This window comes from Candidatus Hydrogenedentota bacterium (genome assembly GCA_016791475.1).
Classification (GTDB): domain Bacteria; phylum Hydrogenedentota; class Hydrogenedentia; order Hydrogenedentales; family JAEUWI01; genus JAEUWI01.
The window spans coordinates 120,647-134,364 of the sequence record JAEUWI010000015.1 but is presented as its reverse complement, the minus strand read 5'-3'; the positions used below and the strand labels follow the sequence as shown (position 1 = coordinate 134,364).

The following is a 13,718-nucleotide window of genomic DNA, read 5'->3' as shown; positions in this document are numbered from 1 at the left end:
GTATCATGGCAAAGCAAAACGCGGAGGGGACATTTTCATTGAGTTAAGGATGGGGACATTTCTAAAGAGTTCCGACACCATGAAGCTTGTGAAGCATCACTGCGGGCGGTAGTGTAAGACGCTTCCGGTCAAGTTGAAACTCGATGCCGCTTGCGAACAGTATGCTCTCGAGTATTGTGTCCCAATTGAAGGTTAAGACGATTGAAGTCTTAAGGTTTAGTGCGAACTGGCTGTACATAGTAGGAAGGCCTCGAATCATAGACTCCTTCTCTAGTTCTTGTATTACCTGAGCGCTCCATGCTTTGAAGTATGAAAGCTGTTGGTTGCCATGCTCATCTACGAACTCGGTTGTGCCAGCTTGGGTTGCTGAGATGGCTGACACATATGTTAGGAATCGTTCAAAATTGAATCTTTTTGGCACTCGTCCATCTAGGATGGCTTTGGGAGAAAATCTTATTCCCGGACAGTAGAAATTTAGCGCGTCAAGCAGCAGTTGAGCGTGGCCCCATTTAGAGTCGCAATCTGGGGTTCTTGTCTCGTAGGCTTTCCGAAAAACGAGAGGCAAGAGTCGGTCTGATAATGGAAGACCTGCCGGAACGGAGAACCCAGCGCCGAGGACGTATATTGTGTCGTAGCCCATCGAATTGTACGTTCCGAACATTTGGAAGCTCCTAAGTACAACAGTATATCTGTCTACAATGCGAGAATTGAATAATTAAAAATCTAATGAAAATTCGATAGCTTGCGCTCGGTACTCAGGCTCCCGAATTGTCTGTAAATTCCCGTACGGGCTGACGTATGCCACGGGCACATGAACCGGCGTCGCCGGATCGCGTGACACCACTAGGGTCTTCATCGGGCGGTAGTTGCGCTCAGCATTGTCCAAGTTTTTCGTGATCGGAGAGCAATTTCGCGAGCCAGGCATACCGAAACGCCACAAGTTTGTCCACATTCTCTTCCCACCTCGGTGGCAGACTCGGCTCGTTCCACTCGAGGTCGTCGTACCAACCCGGTATCGCTTCCGGGTCCAGTCCCCTCAGACCTGGCAGGCAATCTTCGCCGTAGAGCTCGATGTGGCGCTTGAAAAAGGCGACGCGGACGGCGGGGAGGCCGTCGGTGGGCTTAGCGAAGCCTTTGGGGATGAGCACGACGTTGCTGGCGCAGGTGAATAGGCCGTAGGGCTTTTGCTTCTTGTCGTGCTCCTTGAAGACTTCCCATTCGAGCTCCTGTTTCTCGTGCTTGTGGGAGAAGATGTGGGCGAGCTCGAAGTCGGATAGGCCGGAGTTTTTCCAGTTGGGTCCGGTGTAGTGTTCGCCGATTGCGAGAAAGGTCCACAGGTTGCGCGGGAAGCGGTTGTCGTCAATGATGCATGCTTCCTTCGGGACGTACTTGAGCAGTTGCTTTTTCTTGACGCGCCCCACGAAGCGCCGCACGCCGGGGAAGACGCAGGCGGAGCCGGGGTAGAACCAGGCTTCCCGTTCGATACACTCGGGAAGGATGGCTTCCAGCCGGGCACGCTCCACATGGCCCGAGTTTATTTCTCGAATTCTCGCGATGACCTTGGGGTGCATGTGGTGGGTGACTCGGGCCAGGGCCTTGGCAATGTTGTGCTGCTCCAACTCAATGAGATTGGGCCAAGTCGGCTTTGGCAGCTCTGGCGGGATTATGCTCGGAGACTTCTGGACGCCGACCTTCAGATTGGCGAGGGCTTCGCGCGTGAATTGTCCGGCCAACGCGCTATGGAGGATTTGGTAGCGCCAGTAGCTCCAATGGGTGGGCTTCCATTTGCTATCGGGGAAGTGGTGGAGGACTTCTTTCGTCAGCTCGGCGTAGTTCACCTTGCCTTCATTGCGCTGGACGAAGTCGAGGACGAGGGCTTTGATGGAGGAAAAAGTCTTTAACGCCTTCTGATCATATACGCCGATGTTGTGGTTCAGGTATTCGGTGGATTCGTGAATTTCTCTTACCACGTGAATGCACTCCTGAAGTCGAGGAATAAACTCCTCGCACCAGCGCAAGTAGAGGGGATCATCACGGTACGGTTCCGGCACATCACACTCGGCGATGCTCAGAAATAGCTCGCGAAACTGTTGCCAGCCTCGACTCTGGCGGGACTCATACTCGCCGCCCCACTTATACAGATATCGCTGCATCGCAAAGAACGTGACCATCCTCTCGATGGTCGTGAGTCGCTCCATTCCCTGATTCTCGAGATTCTCATAAAAGTGTGAGATCTCGAGGTTCTTACTTTCGGCGTATGTGTAGCCGTTTATCCTAAGCGCGCAGGAAATCAGAATATCGTCTTCGGTGAATTGGGTTCCGCCCGTTTCAGAGTCGCCACAGTGCATTTAATGTCCTAACCGCGACATCGCATACAACCGCCCAGCGTAGTCCTCAATCAACTCCCGCATCCACACCTTCTCCCGCCATTCCGTGGGTATCCCTTGCGCGCCATAGCATGCCCCAGCGATCTGGCCGTAGATCGCTGCGGTGGTGTCGGCGTCGTCGCCGAGGTTGGCGGCGAGGAGGCAACCGTCGCGGTAGTTGGTGGATTTGTGGAAGGCCCATAGGGCGGCTTCGAGGGCCTGGACGACGTAGCCACTGCCTTTGATTTGGGGCGGCTCTTTGGTGAGGAAGGAGCCTGCGGCGACTTCGTGTATTTTCGGGGCGAGGGGGTTCTGCTCCCAATAGTTGGGGATTGGGCAATAGAAGGGCGCGAGGAGGGTTTCTTTTGATTCGCCGCTTAGCCCGCCGAGGAGGAGTCCGGCGTAGTAGCGGCAGGCGTCTACGGCTTCGGTGGCACCGTGGGTGGTGCGGGAGCTGTCCGCGGCGTGTTGGAGCATTTCGTGGGGCTGGCTGGCGAAGGCCATGGGGATGGGCGCGAGGCGCATGAGGGAGCCGTTGCCCGCGCTGTTGGGCGAGGTGGAACCGCACCAGGCCTCGCCGGTCCGGCCGAATTCGTCCAGAGCGCTGCGCGTTGCATTGCCGATGTCGAAGCAGTGGCCTTTGGCGCTGAGGTAGCCTTCCTTGTACCAGCGTCGGTAGCGCGTGAGTTGGTCGATGGGGTCGAAGCCCCGGCATTCGATGAGGCTTTCGGCGAGGCAGAGCGCCATGGAGGTGTCGTCGGTCCATTGGCCGGGTTTCAGTTGGAAGGGGCCGCCGCCAACCATGTCGTCGACGGGCTTGAAGGTGCCGGGGGCCTTGAACTCCAGCGTGGTGCCCACGGCATCACCCACGGCGAGGCCGAGGAGGCAGCCCAGGAAGCGATCGGCCTCGGCGGTGTCGGCGGTGCTGACGGGCGGCGCGTCATAGGCCCGGACGAAGTCCCGCTGTTTCGCATTCTCGGGTGAAGGGATGGATGTGGGAACATGCTCTCGGAGCTTGGCGATGACCTCGACAAAGTTGTCCTTTGTCGCGAGGCCGTGGGCGATAAGATAGCAGCCCACGACCGTTCCCGTGCGCCCGTGTCCTCCCCAGCAGTGCAGATAGACAGGCCGGTCCTGTCGGAGGTTGGCTTCGATGGCCTCCAGCACCGCGTCCATCGTCTTCCTGTCGGGGATGCCCTGATCCTGTATCGGAAAGGCCTGGTGCGTCACGGTGAAGCCCTGCTCGCTCGCCAGCGCATCGGCGATGTCGGCGTAGGGCGTGAAAGGCAGTCCAGAATGGTTCCGGTCTTCCGGCTGCATCAGATTGATGAAGGTGCGCACGCCATGGTCCAGAATTCCGCCCAACTTCAGCCGCGCCTTGGCGGCTTCCTTCTCGCCGGGATAGTTGCCGGCAAGTAACTTGCCGGGAACGACCCAGTAGCAGCCGGGGTGGGGGACGGGGGTGCTGGTCATGGGGATGCCTTTCCGTGTGAGATTGCCCTTGAATGCCCTGTGTTCGTGCTTACTATACAGCATGCGCCGGGCTGGCATTCACGTTGACTTCGGAGAATGGCCAGGCACGGCGACTTACGTATTGCTACCCGGGGGCATGCGCACTACGACGATGCGTCAGCGAATGTTCGAGGATTGGCCCGTACTGACGTCGGCGGGCTGCCACGTCGCGATTGGTTCATTCCCGCGCTACTCCCGCGTCAATACTTCCCGCAACACCTCATCGAGATCGCGCAGGGCCTGGGCGCCGTCGCCTCGGAAGCTGGAGCCGTGCATGGTGGCGAGGAGCTGCGGGTTGAGTTCGGCGAGCGCGGTCATCACCTTCGAGGTGCGGGCGTTATAGGGGATGTAGTAGGCGAAGGGCGATTGCTGCATGTTTTCCAGGGACTCCCGCGCGCGTCCCACGATGTCGCCTTCGGTCAAGGGCTCCACTTCACCGAAGTGGGTGAACAAGTCGGAACAAAACAGTGTCCGATCGGTCTCTTCGAACATCACGCACGCATCCCAGCCATGGGGGACGTGGGCGGTGGAGATGAATCGAAATCGGCGCTGGCCCGTGCTGAAGGACTCGTCCGGCGCCAGCGTGCGCGGTGCGCGATTGGAAAAGTCGTTGACGTTGACGGTGGCCCCGAGTGCACCGCAGATGGGCTGCGCGCCGGGGGAAGCGGCCAGCCATTCATTCAGGGCGCCGCATTCATCGGACTCAAAGTGGCTCCACCCAATCCAGCGGATATCCTTCGGCGTGATGAGCCGCTTCACCGCCTCATTCAACTCCGCGAAGTTTCCTCGGAGCCCCGTGTGGTAGAGCATCGGCTCTTCATCCTTGATGAGAAAGTGGTTGAACTGGAGGCCAATCGACTGGTTGAGAATGGAAAGACGATACACGTCCGGGGCTATTTCAGTAATAGTAACCAAGGTGCGAACCCTCCGGCAGGGGTTGATTGTGCGCAAGCGTATGTGCGGTCAGGTACTCACCTGGGGATACCGGGTTCTTGTGGCGACTGTGAATTCACGTCCTTCATATACGCATCAAACGCTTCCGCCACCTTGCCGTCTTTCGCCGTGCCCTGGTGGGTGTAGAGGCGGTATTGCATGGTGATTTCCTTGCCGGGGGCAAGTTCGACGGGGGTGCTTCCGGGCCAGGCGTGGCCGAGGAAGGCGTAGTGGCGGATGAGCCAGCCTTTGTGGGGGTAGTTGGGGTTTGCGGGGTGCTGGAAGATGGCCGCGCCGGATTGGGTATCCGCGCCGGGTGCCGTGGCGTAGGACACGTCCACCCAGGGCGATTCGGCGATGAAAGTGTCTTCCGTCTGGGGGCCATTCGCCGTGGTGAAGTGCATCGGCTTGCGCGCGGAGTCCGGGCGGAAGTTGAAGCCGCCGTAGCCTTTGTTTTCGGTCGTGGCGCCGCGCAGGTGTAAGGGGGCGTCGCTGATGTTTTTTAAGGTGATGGCGAAGTCCAGCGCGCGGCCGACGTCGGTGGCGGCATACACGACCACCTCGTAGGTCTCCGAGACGACAGGTACGTCGGGGGTTTCATCGAGTATCCAGTGGTTCACCCCGGAAAACGAGACCGAATCTATGGTTGCCGGCTCGGGCGACACGCTGACGTGCACCTGGCGCGCGCCTTCGAGGCCCCAGGTGTCCACGCGTTTGCCCTTCCAGATGCCATTGGGCCAGCCCCAGAATACGCCCCGATGATGGTAGTGGTCGCTGGGGTAGTCTTCGGTGAGCACTTCGCCACCGACGCCGTAGAGCGGGTGGATGTAGCCCGTGCGGCGAAAGCGCGCCTCCACGCCCTCGGGTGGATTGACCCAGTCGTACTGGTAGACAAGGACAGGCTTGCCATTTTCCGCGATGGCGAGGGTCTTGCCTGTGTCTTCAACGGAGAAGTCGGCGTGGGCGAAATGGGGCAGGGCGCAGGCCGCGACGGCCAGGGGGAGTATTCGCTGGAGCATGGGGGTGATCCTTGGTGGTTTTGGGTTTGTGGTCATGGTAGCGCGTGCGGGTGGGTGATGCAATCTCGAAGGACGAAGGACTTAAGGGACGGAAGGGACGGAAGGGACGGACGATAGGTACGGCGTAGCGGAACCGCTAGTGCTATCAGGAAATAGCTCTATCGGTCCTTTACGTCCTTCTCGTCCCCTTAGTCCTTCGACCCTTGGATAGCCCCGCGCGCTTTCTCTATACTTGGACGCGTAGTAACCAACCCAAGGAGAGCCCCATGACCCCACCCCGTTTTGCCGCGCAGGGCCTGACCATTCAGGACGTGGCCGATCGCGCCGGGGTCTCGAAGAAAACCGTGTCGCGGGTGATTAATGGCGAGGAATACGTAGCCGAACCCACCGCGGTCAAGGTGCGCGAAGCCATCGCGGAAATGGGCTATGTGCCCAATGTCTCGGCGCGCCGCCTGGCGAGCAAACGCTCTCATGTGCTGACGCTGGTCTATCAGGCCGAGGAGCCGCCGGGCTGGCTGACCCACGTGATCCAGGGGATTGTTCAGGCGGCTTCGGCGCGCGGTTTTGAAGTGGTGATTCATCCCTGCGAGGCGGGCGAAGAGGCATCGCAGCGCTCCCTGCAGGCGCTGGTGCTGCGCGGGGGCACCGACGGGCTTATCCTGCTGCCGCCCTTCGGCAGCCTGAGCGATTTCAATCTCGCGCTCCACGAAAGCGGCTTGCCCATGGCCTCGATTGAGCCGTCCGATCCGAACTTGCCCTGGCCCGCCGCCACCATCACGAACCACGAGGGCGCGCGTGAAATGACGGCCTATTTGCTGGGTCTCGGGCACACGCGCATCGGATTCATCCTCGGCTCGGCGGACTACAGCGGGAGCTGGGAGCGCCTCGCGGGCTATAAGGCTGCGCTGACCTTCGCAAGCGTAGCGGAAGACCCTGCGTTGATCGTGCAGGGCAACTACACCTTCGAAAGCGGCCTCGAACAGGGGCGCGTGCTGCTGTCCATGCTTGAACGGCCCACAGCCATTTTTGCAAGCAACGATGAAATGGCCGCTGGTGTAATTCAAGCGGCCTATGAGCTCGGACTGCGCGTGCCGGACCAATTGTCGGTCGTGGGTTTCGACGACAGTACGTTGGCGTGCCGTCTGTCGCCGCCCCTGACGACGATTCGCCAGCCGACGGTGGAACTGGCCGCGCGGGTAACGGAAGCGCTCATTCGGCGGATCAATGGTGACGGGGAGGAGGAGGGGAGAATCGAAATGGCTACGAGTTTGGTGGTTCGGAGGTCGGCGGCGGGGCCTGTGGAACCTTGACGTGAATGGGAGCATAAATTGGCTGGGAGCGAATTACGACAATTCAAATTGACTCAACCCTCCGGGAGTCTTTCGGCGTCACCGAACCCGGTATCGGGAAGGCTGAACGTGCTTGTATTCGGAAGCCGACCTATCGCCAAGTTTCTCTACGCGCTCGCGGGGCTCTTCGTCTTCGCGTTCGCGCTGTATCTGGCCGCCGTATTCATGGATGCCATGAAGTTTCGTCGGCAGGTGCGGGCCGCCGGGCAAATTGAGGTCGGCGACACGGCGGCGACCGTCCGTCAAGTACTGGGCGAGCCGCGAATGCTCAGAGAAAAGGGCGTCAAAAGATTTTTCGGATCACCGTATGAACGGGAAACGTGGTCATACGACTGGTGGCTCAGACCTGAATTCTATGCTGAATGGCCGTACTTCTTTCCGATTGCATTTAAGTTCGACCCACTGAATACGGATCTCTTGATCGAGTTTGACGAGCGTGGACGGGTGTATTCGATTGCGCTGCCGGAATAGTAGTAACGCGAAGCGCGCTGTCACCGGGGCGCGATAAGGCGGGCATGCGTTTTCGCGGCGCGGGTGAGCCGGGCGTTGGCCTTGGGTGGATTGATCAGCGCTTCTGCGACACGTATCTGATCTTCGCGGGTCAGGCGCAGGATCTGGGCTTTTTCGTTAGTTCGCTGGGCGGTGAGTTTTTTGAGTTTCGATTTGTGCACGGAATTTTGTCCTTCCCCGTTTATTATGCGACAAAACGCCATGGTCGGCAAGCGCGGGTTGGTGTACCCCTGTGCCACCCCTCCGGGGTTCACCGATTTGGGGCGCGATCCTGGGGTTGCGCTCGTACCTCGCTCCACCCCAGGCTACGATATGCCGCCACTTCGTGGCTAAGACGGTTTTATGCCTTCCTGCAGTCGTTTGCCAATCATTTGCGGCATAGGTATCGCAGTTGACACCGGTGTCATATTCTGTTAGCGTTAGCGAGCTGTGGACCCGCCAAGGGTTTTCCATGTTTGGTATCAAGGCAAACAAGTCCGGTTGAGGCGACGCCTCGTTCCGGCGTATTTTCCATGCAAGAAAGGCATATTCAATGAGTGAAGATCACAAGGGTTACCGTTTTTCGTTTGGTCCGTGGAACATCAGCGAGGGCGGCGACCCCTTTGGGCCGAACGTGCGCCCGACGCTTTCTTTCGCCAAGAAGCTGGGCCAGTACAAGGCGCTGGGCTTCGAGGGCGTGCAATTTCACGATGATGACGCCGTGCCGGAGCTGGAAGGCCTTTCCGCCAAACAGCTTGGTGAGAAAGCCGGCGACATGAAGAAGGTGCTGGATGGCGAAGGACTCGTTTGCGAGTTCATCGCGCCGCGTCTGTGGGAAGACAAGCGGGGCATCGACGGCGGTTTCACGGCGAACGACGCCAAGGTGCGTGAGTGGGCCATTGACCGCGCGAAGAAGTGCGCGGACATTGCCCGGGCGCTGGACACGAAGATGATCGTGTTGTGGCTGGCCCGCGAAGGCACCTATACCCGCGAGTCCAAGAATGCAATCACGGCCTACAAGCAGATTCTCGAGCTGGTGAACACCCTGCTGGCCTATGACAGCGAAATCGAAATCGCCATCGAGCCCAAGCCGAATGAGCCCGTGGACCACGCCTACGTGCCCACCATCGGACATGCCCTGGCGATTGCTGGCATGAGCAATGATCCGAAGCGCGTCGGCGGCCTGATTGAAACGGCCCACGCCCTTTTGGCCGGTCTGGACCCCTCCGACGAAATGGCCTTCGCACTGGCGGCGGACAAGCTTTTGAGCGTACACTTGAACGATCAGAACGGCCTGAAGTTCGATCAGGACAAGTCCTTTGGTTCCGCGAATCTCCGCCAGGCTTACAATCAGGTGCGCGTGCTGGAGTTGGCGAACTACGCTGGAACCGGACGCTTCGTGGGTCTGGACGTCAAGGCGATGCGCACACAGTCGGGCGAATGCGTCACCGCGCACTTGTCCAACAGCAAGAAGATCTTCCTGGCGCTGGTGGACAAGGTTCGCAGCTTCGACAAGAATCTGGAAAAGCAGCTCATCGAAGCGCGCGATTATGAAGGCCTGGAACTGGCCGTCATGTCGCACCTGATGGGCGTTTAAGTTGAAAAGAGGAAAATGGCTGGATGGCGAATGGCGACGGCGATAAAAAATTGGTCGCAGCGCCAATTGAAAACTGATCAAAAGCAGACGGAGTTGAGCCTGAAGGTCAAGAAGGGCCTATTCTATCGAAGACTGTACCCCCCTGGCCCCCCGCAAGCGGGGGGAACCTTTCTTACTAGATGCGAGCCTCTTGGTCCCCCCCGCTTGCGGGGGGGGGGGCAGGGGGGGGTAAACCCGACGAGTTCTTTTATCCTCTACGGGTGAGACTTAGCCTCATGAATCTGAATTCGCGAAACACGAGTCCAAAGAATTAATCCATCACCGTCGTTTTAAACCCACTGGAGAGAGCACCATGGCAAAAAAACGGATACTTTCGCGCAGGCACTTCCTGCGTAATTCCTTCGCCGCCACCGCGGGCGCCGTTGGATTTCCGTACATCATTCCGTCCTCCGCCCTTGGCCTGGATGGTCACATCGCCCCGAGCAACCGCATCACCATCGCATCCATCGGCGTGGGGGGCCAGGGCAGCTACGACACCCAGGGACTCATGAATGTTCCCGAGGCGCAGCTCGTGGCCGTGTGCGACGTGGACACGGCGCACCGCGAAAAAGCGAAGAAGATGGTGGAGGATTTTTACACCGCAAAGAATGAGAAAGACTACAAGGGCTGCGCGACTTACAACGATTTCCGCGAAGTCATCGCCCGCGACGACATCGACGCCATCATGTGCGCCACGCCCGATTTCGCCCACGCGATTGTCTGCGTGGCCGCGGCCAAGGCCGGCAAGGACATTTACTGCGAGAAGCCCCTGGCCAACTCGATTCCCGAGAGCCGCGCCGTGAAAGACGCCGTGGAGCGCTACAAGCGCGTGCTTCAGACCGGCAGCCACGAGCGCTCCCGCGACAATGCGCGCTACGCCGCCGAACTCGTGCGCAACGGCCGCATCGGCAAGCTCCACACGATCCGCGTGAATATGCCCATCGACAACCACGCGCCCATCGGCCCGCAGCCCGAAATGCCCATTCCTCCCGGCTTTGACTACGATATGTGGCTCGGACCGGCGCCCAGCGCCCCCTACACGGAAAAGCGCTGCCATTTCTGGTTCCGCTATATCCTGGACTACAGCGGCGGCGAAATGACCGACCGTGGCGCGCACATTCTGGACCTTGCCCAGCTCGGCAACGGCAGCGACCACACCACGCCCATCTCCGTCGAAGGCGTCGGCGAATTTCCGAAGGAAGGCCTCTTCAACACGGCCATGGCCTATTCTTTCCGCTTTGAATACGCGAGCGGCGTGCAGATTATCGGCGAGAGCGTCGGCCCCCGCGGCGTAAAGTTCGAGGGCGACAAGGGCTGGGTCTTCATTCACGTCCACGGCGGCGACCTGGAAGCCAGCAACCCCGCGCTGCTGAAAGAAATCATCGGGCCGGACGAACTCCAGCTCGGCCGCAGCCGCGGCCACCATGCCGACTTCGTGAACTGCGTCATCACGCGCGGCGAACCGAAGGCGCCGGTCTATGTGGGCCACCACACGGCCACCATGTGCCACATGTGCAACATCGCCATGCGGCGTGGCAAGAAGCTGCTGTGGAATCCCGACACCGAACAGTTCACCAACGACGACGAAGCCAACCGCATGCTCATCCCGTCCATGCGCGCGCCGTGGCACGTCTAACCCATCCCCAGGAAGGAGCTATCACATGAAGAAGAACGCACTGATACTTGGGGTGGCGTTTTGCGCGCTGGCGGCGATTTGCCCCGGCTATGCGCAGGACCTGGACCAGTCCATCGGGGCCCTGAAGGCCTATAAATTCGGCGATTCCCGCACGGGCATCGTTCCGCTGGAAGAACTGGCCCTGAAAGCCCAGAACGACGGCCCTCTCCGGGTGAAACTGGAAGAGCAGTTCATTGAAGTGCTCAAGAGCGACGCGTCGGTCGAAGCGAAGCGCTTCGTCTGCCGCCAACTCGGCGCCATGGGCACCGCCAAGAGCGTAGACACCCTGGCCGGGCTCATCGCGGACGAACAACTCGCGGACTATGCCCTGCGCGCGCTGGTGACTATTCCCGACAAGGCCGCCCTCGCGGCCCTGGTGAAGGCCATCGCGGAAGGCCCCCAGACCCAGAAAGTGAATATCGTCAACGCTATCGCGCGGACGAAATCCCAGGACGCCGTCGCACCCCTCGTGGCGTTGATGGGCGACACGGACCAAGCCCTGGCACAGGCGGCCACCGCGGCCCTGGGCAGCATCGGCGGCAAAGGCTGCACGGAGTTGCTCAAGGCGCTGAAAGCGGCCAACGGCGGCGGCGACACGGTGCTTGCCGATGCCTGCCTCCAGTGCGGTCAGTGGGCGCCGGCCAGTCAGAAAGACGAAGCGTTGGAGATTTACACCACGCTGTACAACGGCAGCCAGCCCGGTTATGTCCGCGCGGCGGCCCTCACCGGTCTCGTTCGGCTGGAGTCCGGCAAAGCCCAGGAACTGGTGATGGATGCGTTGGGTGACAGCGATCCGGCCTTGGTGCTCGTCGCTTCCAGCTTCATCCGGGAGTTGCCCGGTGAGGAGGCCACCAAAGCTTTCGCCGCCATGCTTCCCACGGCGGACAAAGAGCGGAAGATCCTCATCATCGACGCGCTGGCCCACCGCAAAGAAGGCGGCGCGCTTGACGCGGTTGTTGCCGAGGCAAAGGGCGGCGATCCCGCCGTGCAACTGGTCGCGCTGAACGCCCTCGGGGTGCTGGGCACGCCGGACACGGCCACCATGCTCCTCGAGTTGGCAGCGACCTCGGACGGCGATGTACAGCGCACCGCCCGCAACAGCATCAAGACCATTCCCGGCCGCAAGACCGACGTGGCCATTCTCAAGGCTGCCCAGGAAGGGTCCGGCGCAGTGCGGCTGGAGGCCATCAGCGCGCTGGCCGCGCGCGGCGCCGTGAAGACCACACCCGCCCTGCTGGAACTGGCGAATTCGGGCGATGCCGCCGTGGAAACGGAAGCCCTCAAGGCGCTCCGGGTACTGGCCGGTGAAGACGACATGGGGACGCTCATCTCTTTGTTAACCTCCGCCAGCGCCGACGACAAGCGCAAGAACGTGGCCCAGGCTATAGTCGAGCTGACGGGACGCATTGCCGATGATCATGCGAAGTCGGCTCAGCCCATCAAGGCCCTAGCGGCCGCAAGCGATGACGCCACGAAAGCGTCCCTCATCATGGTGCTTGGCCGCATCGGCACCGAAGACGCCCTGGCGGTGGTCCGGGAAAATGTGAAGTCCCAGAGCCCGGTGCTGAAGTTGGCCGCCGTTCAGGCGCTCTCCGACTGGCCCAATGCCGCGCCCATGGAAGACCTGAAGGCGCTTGCCGCCGATACGAGCAACGCCGAGGCCCATGCCGCGGCCTTTGCGGGATACCTGCGACTGCTTCGCGCCGACAAGACGCTCAATCCCGCGGATAAGCTGGCCGCCTTGAAGGCGGCGGATGCCCTTGCGTCCACGCCCCAGGAGAAGAAGCTCATCGTGGCCGGCACGGCCGAAGTGGTCTCGCTGGAAGCCCTGCAGTACGCCGAATCGCGCCAGCAGGACCCGGCCGTGGCCGCCGAAGCCACGCAGGCCGTCATCCGTATTGCGGGCGCCATCGGCGGCGCCTACCGTGACGAAGTCACGAAGCGGATGAATGCTTATATCCAGCAGGACACAAACGAGGCGGTAAAGAAGCTCGCCCAGAACGTGCTCAATGGCCTCGTGGGCTACGAAGACTACATCACGGCCTGGCAGTATGCGGGCCCGTATTTCGTAGAGGGCAAGCCCGGCGCCGCGCTCTATGACATGCAGTTCAAGGCTGAGACCGACCCCGCCGGGGAAGTGTGGAACATCGTCCCCATGGGCCTCGATCCGCTCCGTCCCTGGGTGGTTGCCCTGGCCCAGATCCTGGGCGATTTCGATCGCGTGGTCTATCTCCGCAGCACCATCACCTCCGCCACCGCGCAGGATGTGATCCTCGAAGCCGGCAGCAATGACGGCATCAAGGTGTGGTGGAATGGCGAGATGATCCACGGCCTCAATGTGGCCCGTGGCCTGGCCGCCGGTCAGGACCAGTTGCCCGTGTCGCTCAAGGCGGGGGACAACACCCTCGTCATGGCGATCTACCAGCACGGTGGCGACTGGGGCGCGGCCGCCCGCCTGCGCACGAAGGATGGCCAGCCGGTCACCGGGATTACGCAAGCCGCGAAGTAGAATGGTGCGGAACGTCCGCCGCAGGCGGAAATTTAGAATAGTGAATAGCGAATGAACACACTGCCGGGCCCTCGGGTCCGGCAGTTTTCTTGGGGACAGCGTCGCCCAGAGACACTGAATTGCGAGAGTCACCTTAGGTCTGAAATGCACGCTGGGTCGTGGGCGGTTTACCGTGACCGGCGGGGCTGTCCTGACGTCAGGGTGGTGCGCCAAGACTTTCAACGAACGCC

At 60.5% G+C, this 13,718-nt stretch carries 11 protein-coding genes; 5 read left to right on the top strand and 6 right to left on the bottom strand.

The genetic code is table 11. From position 1 onward, the window contains the following. Window positions 1-61 precede the first annotated feature (61 nt). From JNK74_10395 to JNK74_10375, 5 genes are all read right to left on the bottom strand, one after another. A complete protein-coding gene (locus tag JNK74_10395) occupies window positions 62-661 on the bottom strand; it encodes a hypothetical protein (protein ID MBL7646586.1) in 600 nt (199 codons plus the stop codon). 211 nt (window positions 662-872) lie between these two features. Continuing rightward, window positions 873-2,198 carry a hypothetical protein gene (locus tag JNK74_10390; GenBank protein MBL7646585.1) on the bottom strand — a complete coding sequence of 442 codons (1,326 nt, stop codon included), beginning with the start codon at window positions 2,196-2,198 and terminating at the stop codon, window positions 873-875. A gap of 150 nt (window positions 2,199-2,348) precedes the next feature. Continuing rightward, a complete protein-coding gene (locus JNK74_10385; protein ID MBL7646584.1) occupies window positions 2,349-3,839 on the bottom strand; it encodes an ADP-ribosylglycohydrolase family protein in 1,491 nt (496 codons plus the stop codon). Between the two features lie 228 nt (window positions 3,840-4,067). After that, on the bottom strand, window positions 4,068-4,793 hold the full coding sequence (locus JNK74_10380; GenBank protein ID MBL7646583.1) for an MBL fold metallo-hydrolase: 726 nt from the start codon (window positions 4,791-4,793) through the stop codon (window positions 4,068-4,070). 56 nt (window positions 4,794-4,849) lie between these two features. Beyond that, window positions 4,850-5,830, bottom strand: a complete 981-nt coding sequence (locus tag JNK74_10375; protein MBL7646582.1) for a PmoA family protein — start codon at window positions 5,828-5,830, stop codon at window positions 4,850-4,852. A 266-nt stretch (window positions 5,831-6,096) separates the two neighbouring features. Between JNK74_10375 and JNK74_10370 the strand changes: the two genes are divergently transcribed. Together JNK74_10370 and JNK74_10365 are read left to right on the top strand one after the other, a co-directional pair. Next, the gene (locus JNK74_10370; protein MBL7646581.1) at window positions 6,097-7,140 is read left to right on the top strand and encodes a LacI family DNA-binding transcriptional regulator; all 1,044 of its coding nucleotides are present in this window, start codon (window positions 6,097-6,099) and stop codon (window positions 7,138-7,140) included. Between the two features lie 108 nt (window positions 7,141-7,248). Continuing rightward, on the top strand, window positions 7,249-7,650 hold the full coding sequence (locus JNK74_10365) for a hypothetical protein (GenBank protein MBL7646580.1): 402 nt from the start codon (window positions 7,249-7,251) through the stop codon (window positions 7,648-7,650). A gap of 20 nt (window positions 7,651-7,670) precedes the next feature. Here JNK74_10365 and JNK74_10360 read toward each other — a convergent pair whose 3' ends face one another. Continuing rightward, window positions 7,671-7,892, bottom strand: a complete 222-nt coding sequence (locus JNK74_10360; GenBank protein ID MBL7646579.1) for a DUF1778 domain-containing protein — start codon at window positions 7,890-7,892, stop codon at window positions 7,671-7,673. 329 nt (window positions 7,893-8,221) lie between these two features. On the opposite strand from JNK74_10360, the gene JNK74_10355 reads away from it, so the two are divergent. The 3 genes from JNK74_10355 (at window position 8,222) to JNK74_10345 (ending at window position 13,488) form a co-directional block, all read left to right on the top strand. Then, on the top strand, window positions 8,222-9,265 hold the full coding sequence (locus JNK74_10355; protein ID MBL7646578.1) for a TIM barrel protein: 1,044 nt from the start codon (window positions 8,222-8,224) through the stop codon (window positions 9,263-9,265). 352 nt (window positions 9,266-9,617) lie between these two features. Continuing rightward, window positions 9,618-10,940: a Gfo/Idh/MocA family oxidoreductase gene (locus JNK74_10350; protein MBL7646577.1), complete on the top strand. Its 1,323-nt coding sequence runs from the start codon at window positions 9,618-9,620 to the stop codon at window positions 10,938-10,940. 25 nt (window positions 10,941-10,965) lie between these two features. Next, entirely contained in the window at window positions 10,966-13,488 is a 2,523-nt protein-coding gene (locus JNK74_10345) for a HEAT repeat domain-containing protein (GenBank protein ID MBL7646576.1), read from the top strand. Window positions 13,489-13,718: the final 230 nt, after the last annotated feature.

What these genes read in the sequence shown, in the direction of transcription:
- JNK74_10375 (MBL7646582.1), bottom strand. Translation starts at nt 5,830, where the DNA reads ATGCTCCAGCGAATACTCCCCCTGGCCGTCGCGGCCTGCGCCCTGCCC.
- JNK74_10370 (MBL7646581.1), top strand. Translation starts at nt 6,097, where the DNA reads ATGACCCCACCCCGTTTTGCCGCGCAGGGCCTGACCATTCAGGACGTG.
- JNK74_10385 (MBL7646584.1), bottom strand. Translation starts at nt 3,839, where the DNA reads ATGACCAGCACCCCCGTCCCCCACCCCGGCTGCTACTGGGTCGTTCCC.
- JNK74_10395 (MBL7646586.1), bottom strand. Translation starts at nt 661, where the DNA reads ATGTTCGGAACGTACAATTCGATGGGCTACGACACAATATACGTCCTC.
- JNK74_10345 (MBL7646576.1), top strand. Translation starts at nt 10,966, where the DNA reads ATGAAGAAGAACGCACTGATACTTGGGGTGGCGTTTTGCGCGCTGGCG.
- JNK74_10355 (MBL7646578.1), top strand. Translation starts at nt 8,222, where the DNA reads ATGAGTGAAGATCACAAGGGTTACCGTTTTTCGTTTGGTCCGTGGAAC.
- JNK74_10390 (MBL7646585.1), bottom strand. Translation starts at nt 2,198, where the DNA reads ATGGAGCGACTCACGACCATCGAGAGGATGGTCACGTTCTTTGCGATG.
- JNK74_10360 (MBL7646579.1), bottom strand. Translation starts at nt 7,892, where the DNA reads ATGGCGTTTTGTCGCATAATAAACGGGGAAGGACAAAATTCCGTGCAC.
- JNK74_10350 (MBL7646577.1), top strand. Translation starts at nt 9,618, where the DNA reads ATGGCAAAAAAACGGATACTTTCGCGCAGGCACTTCCTGCGTAATTCC.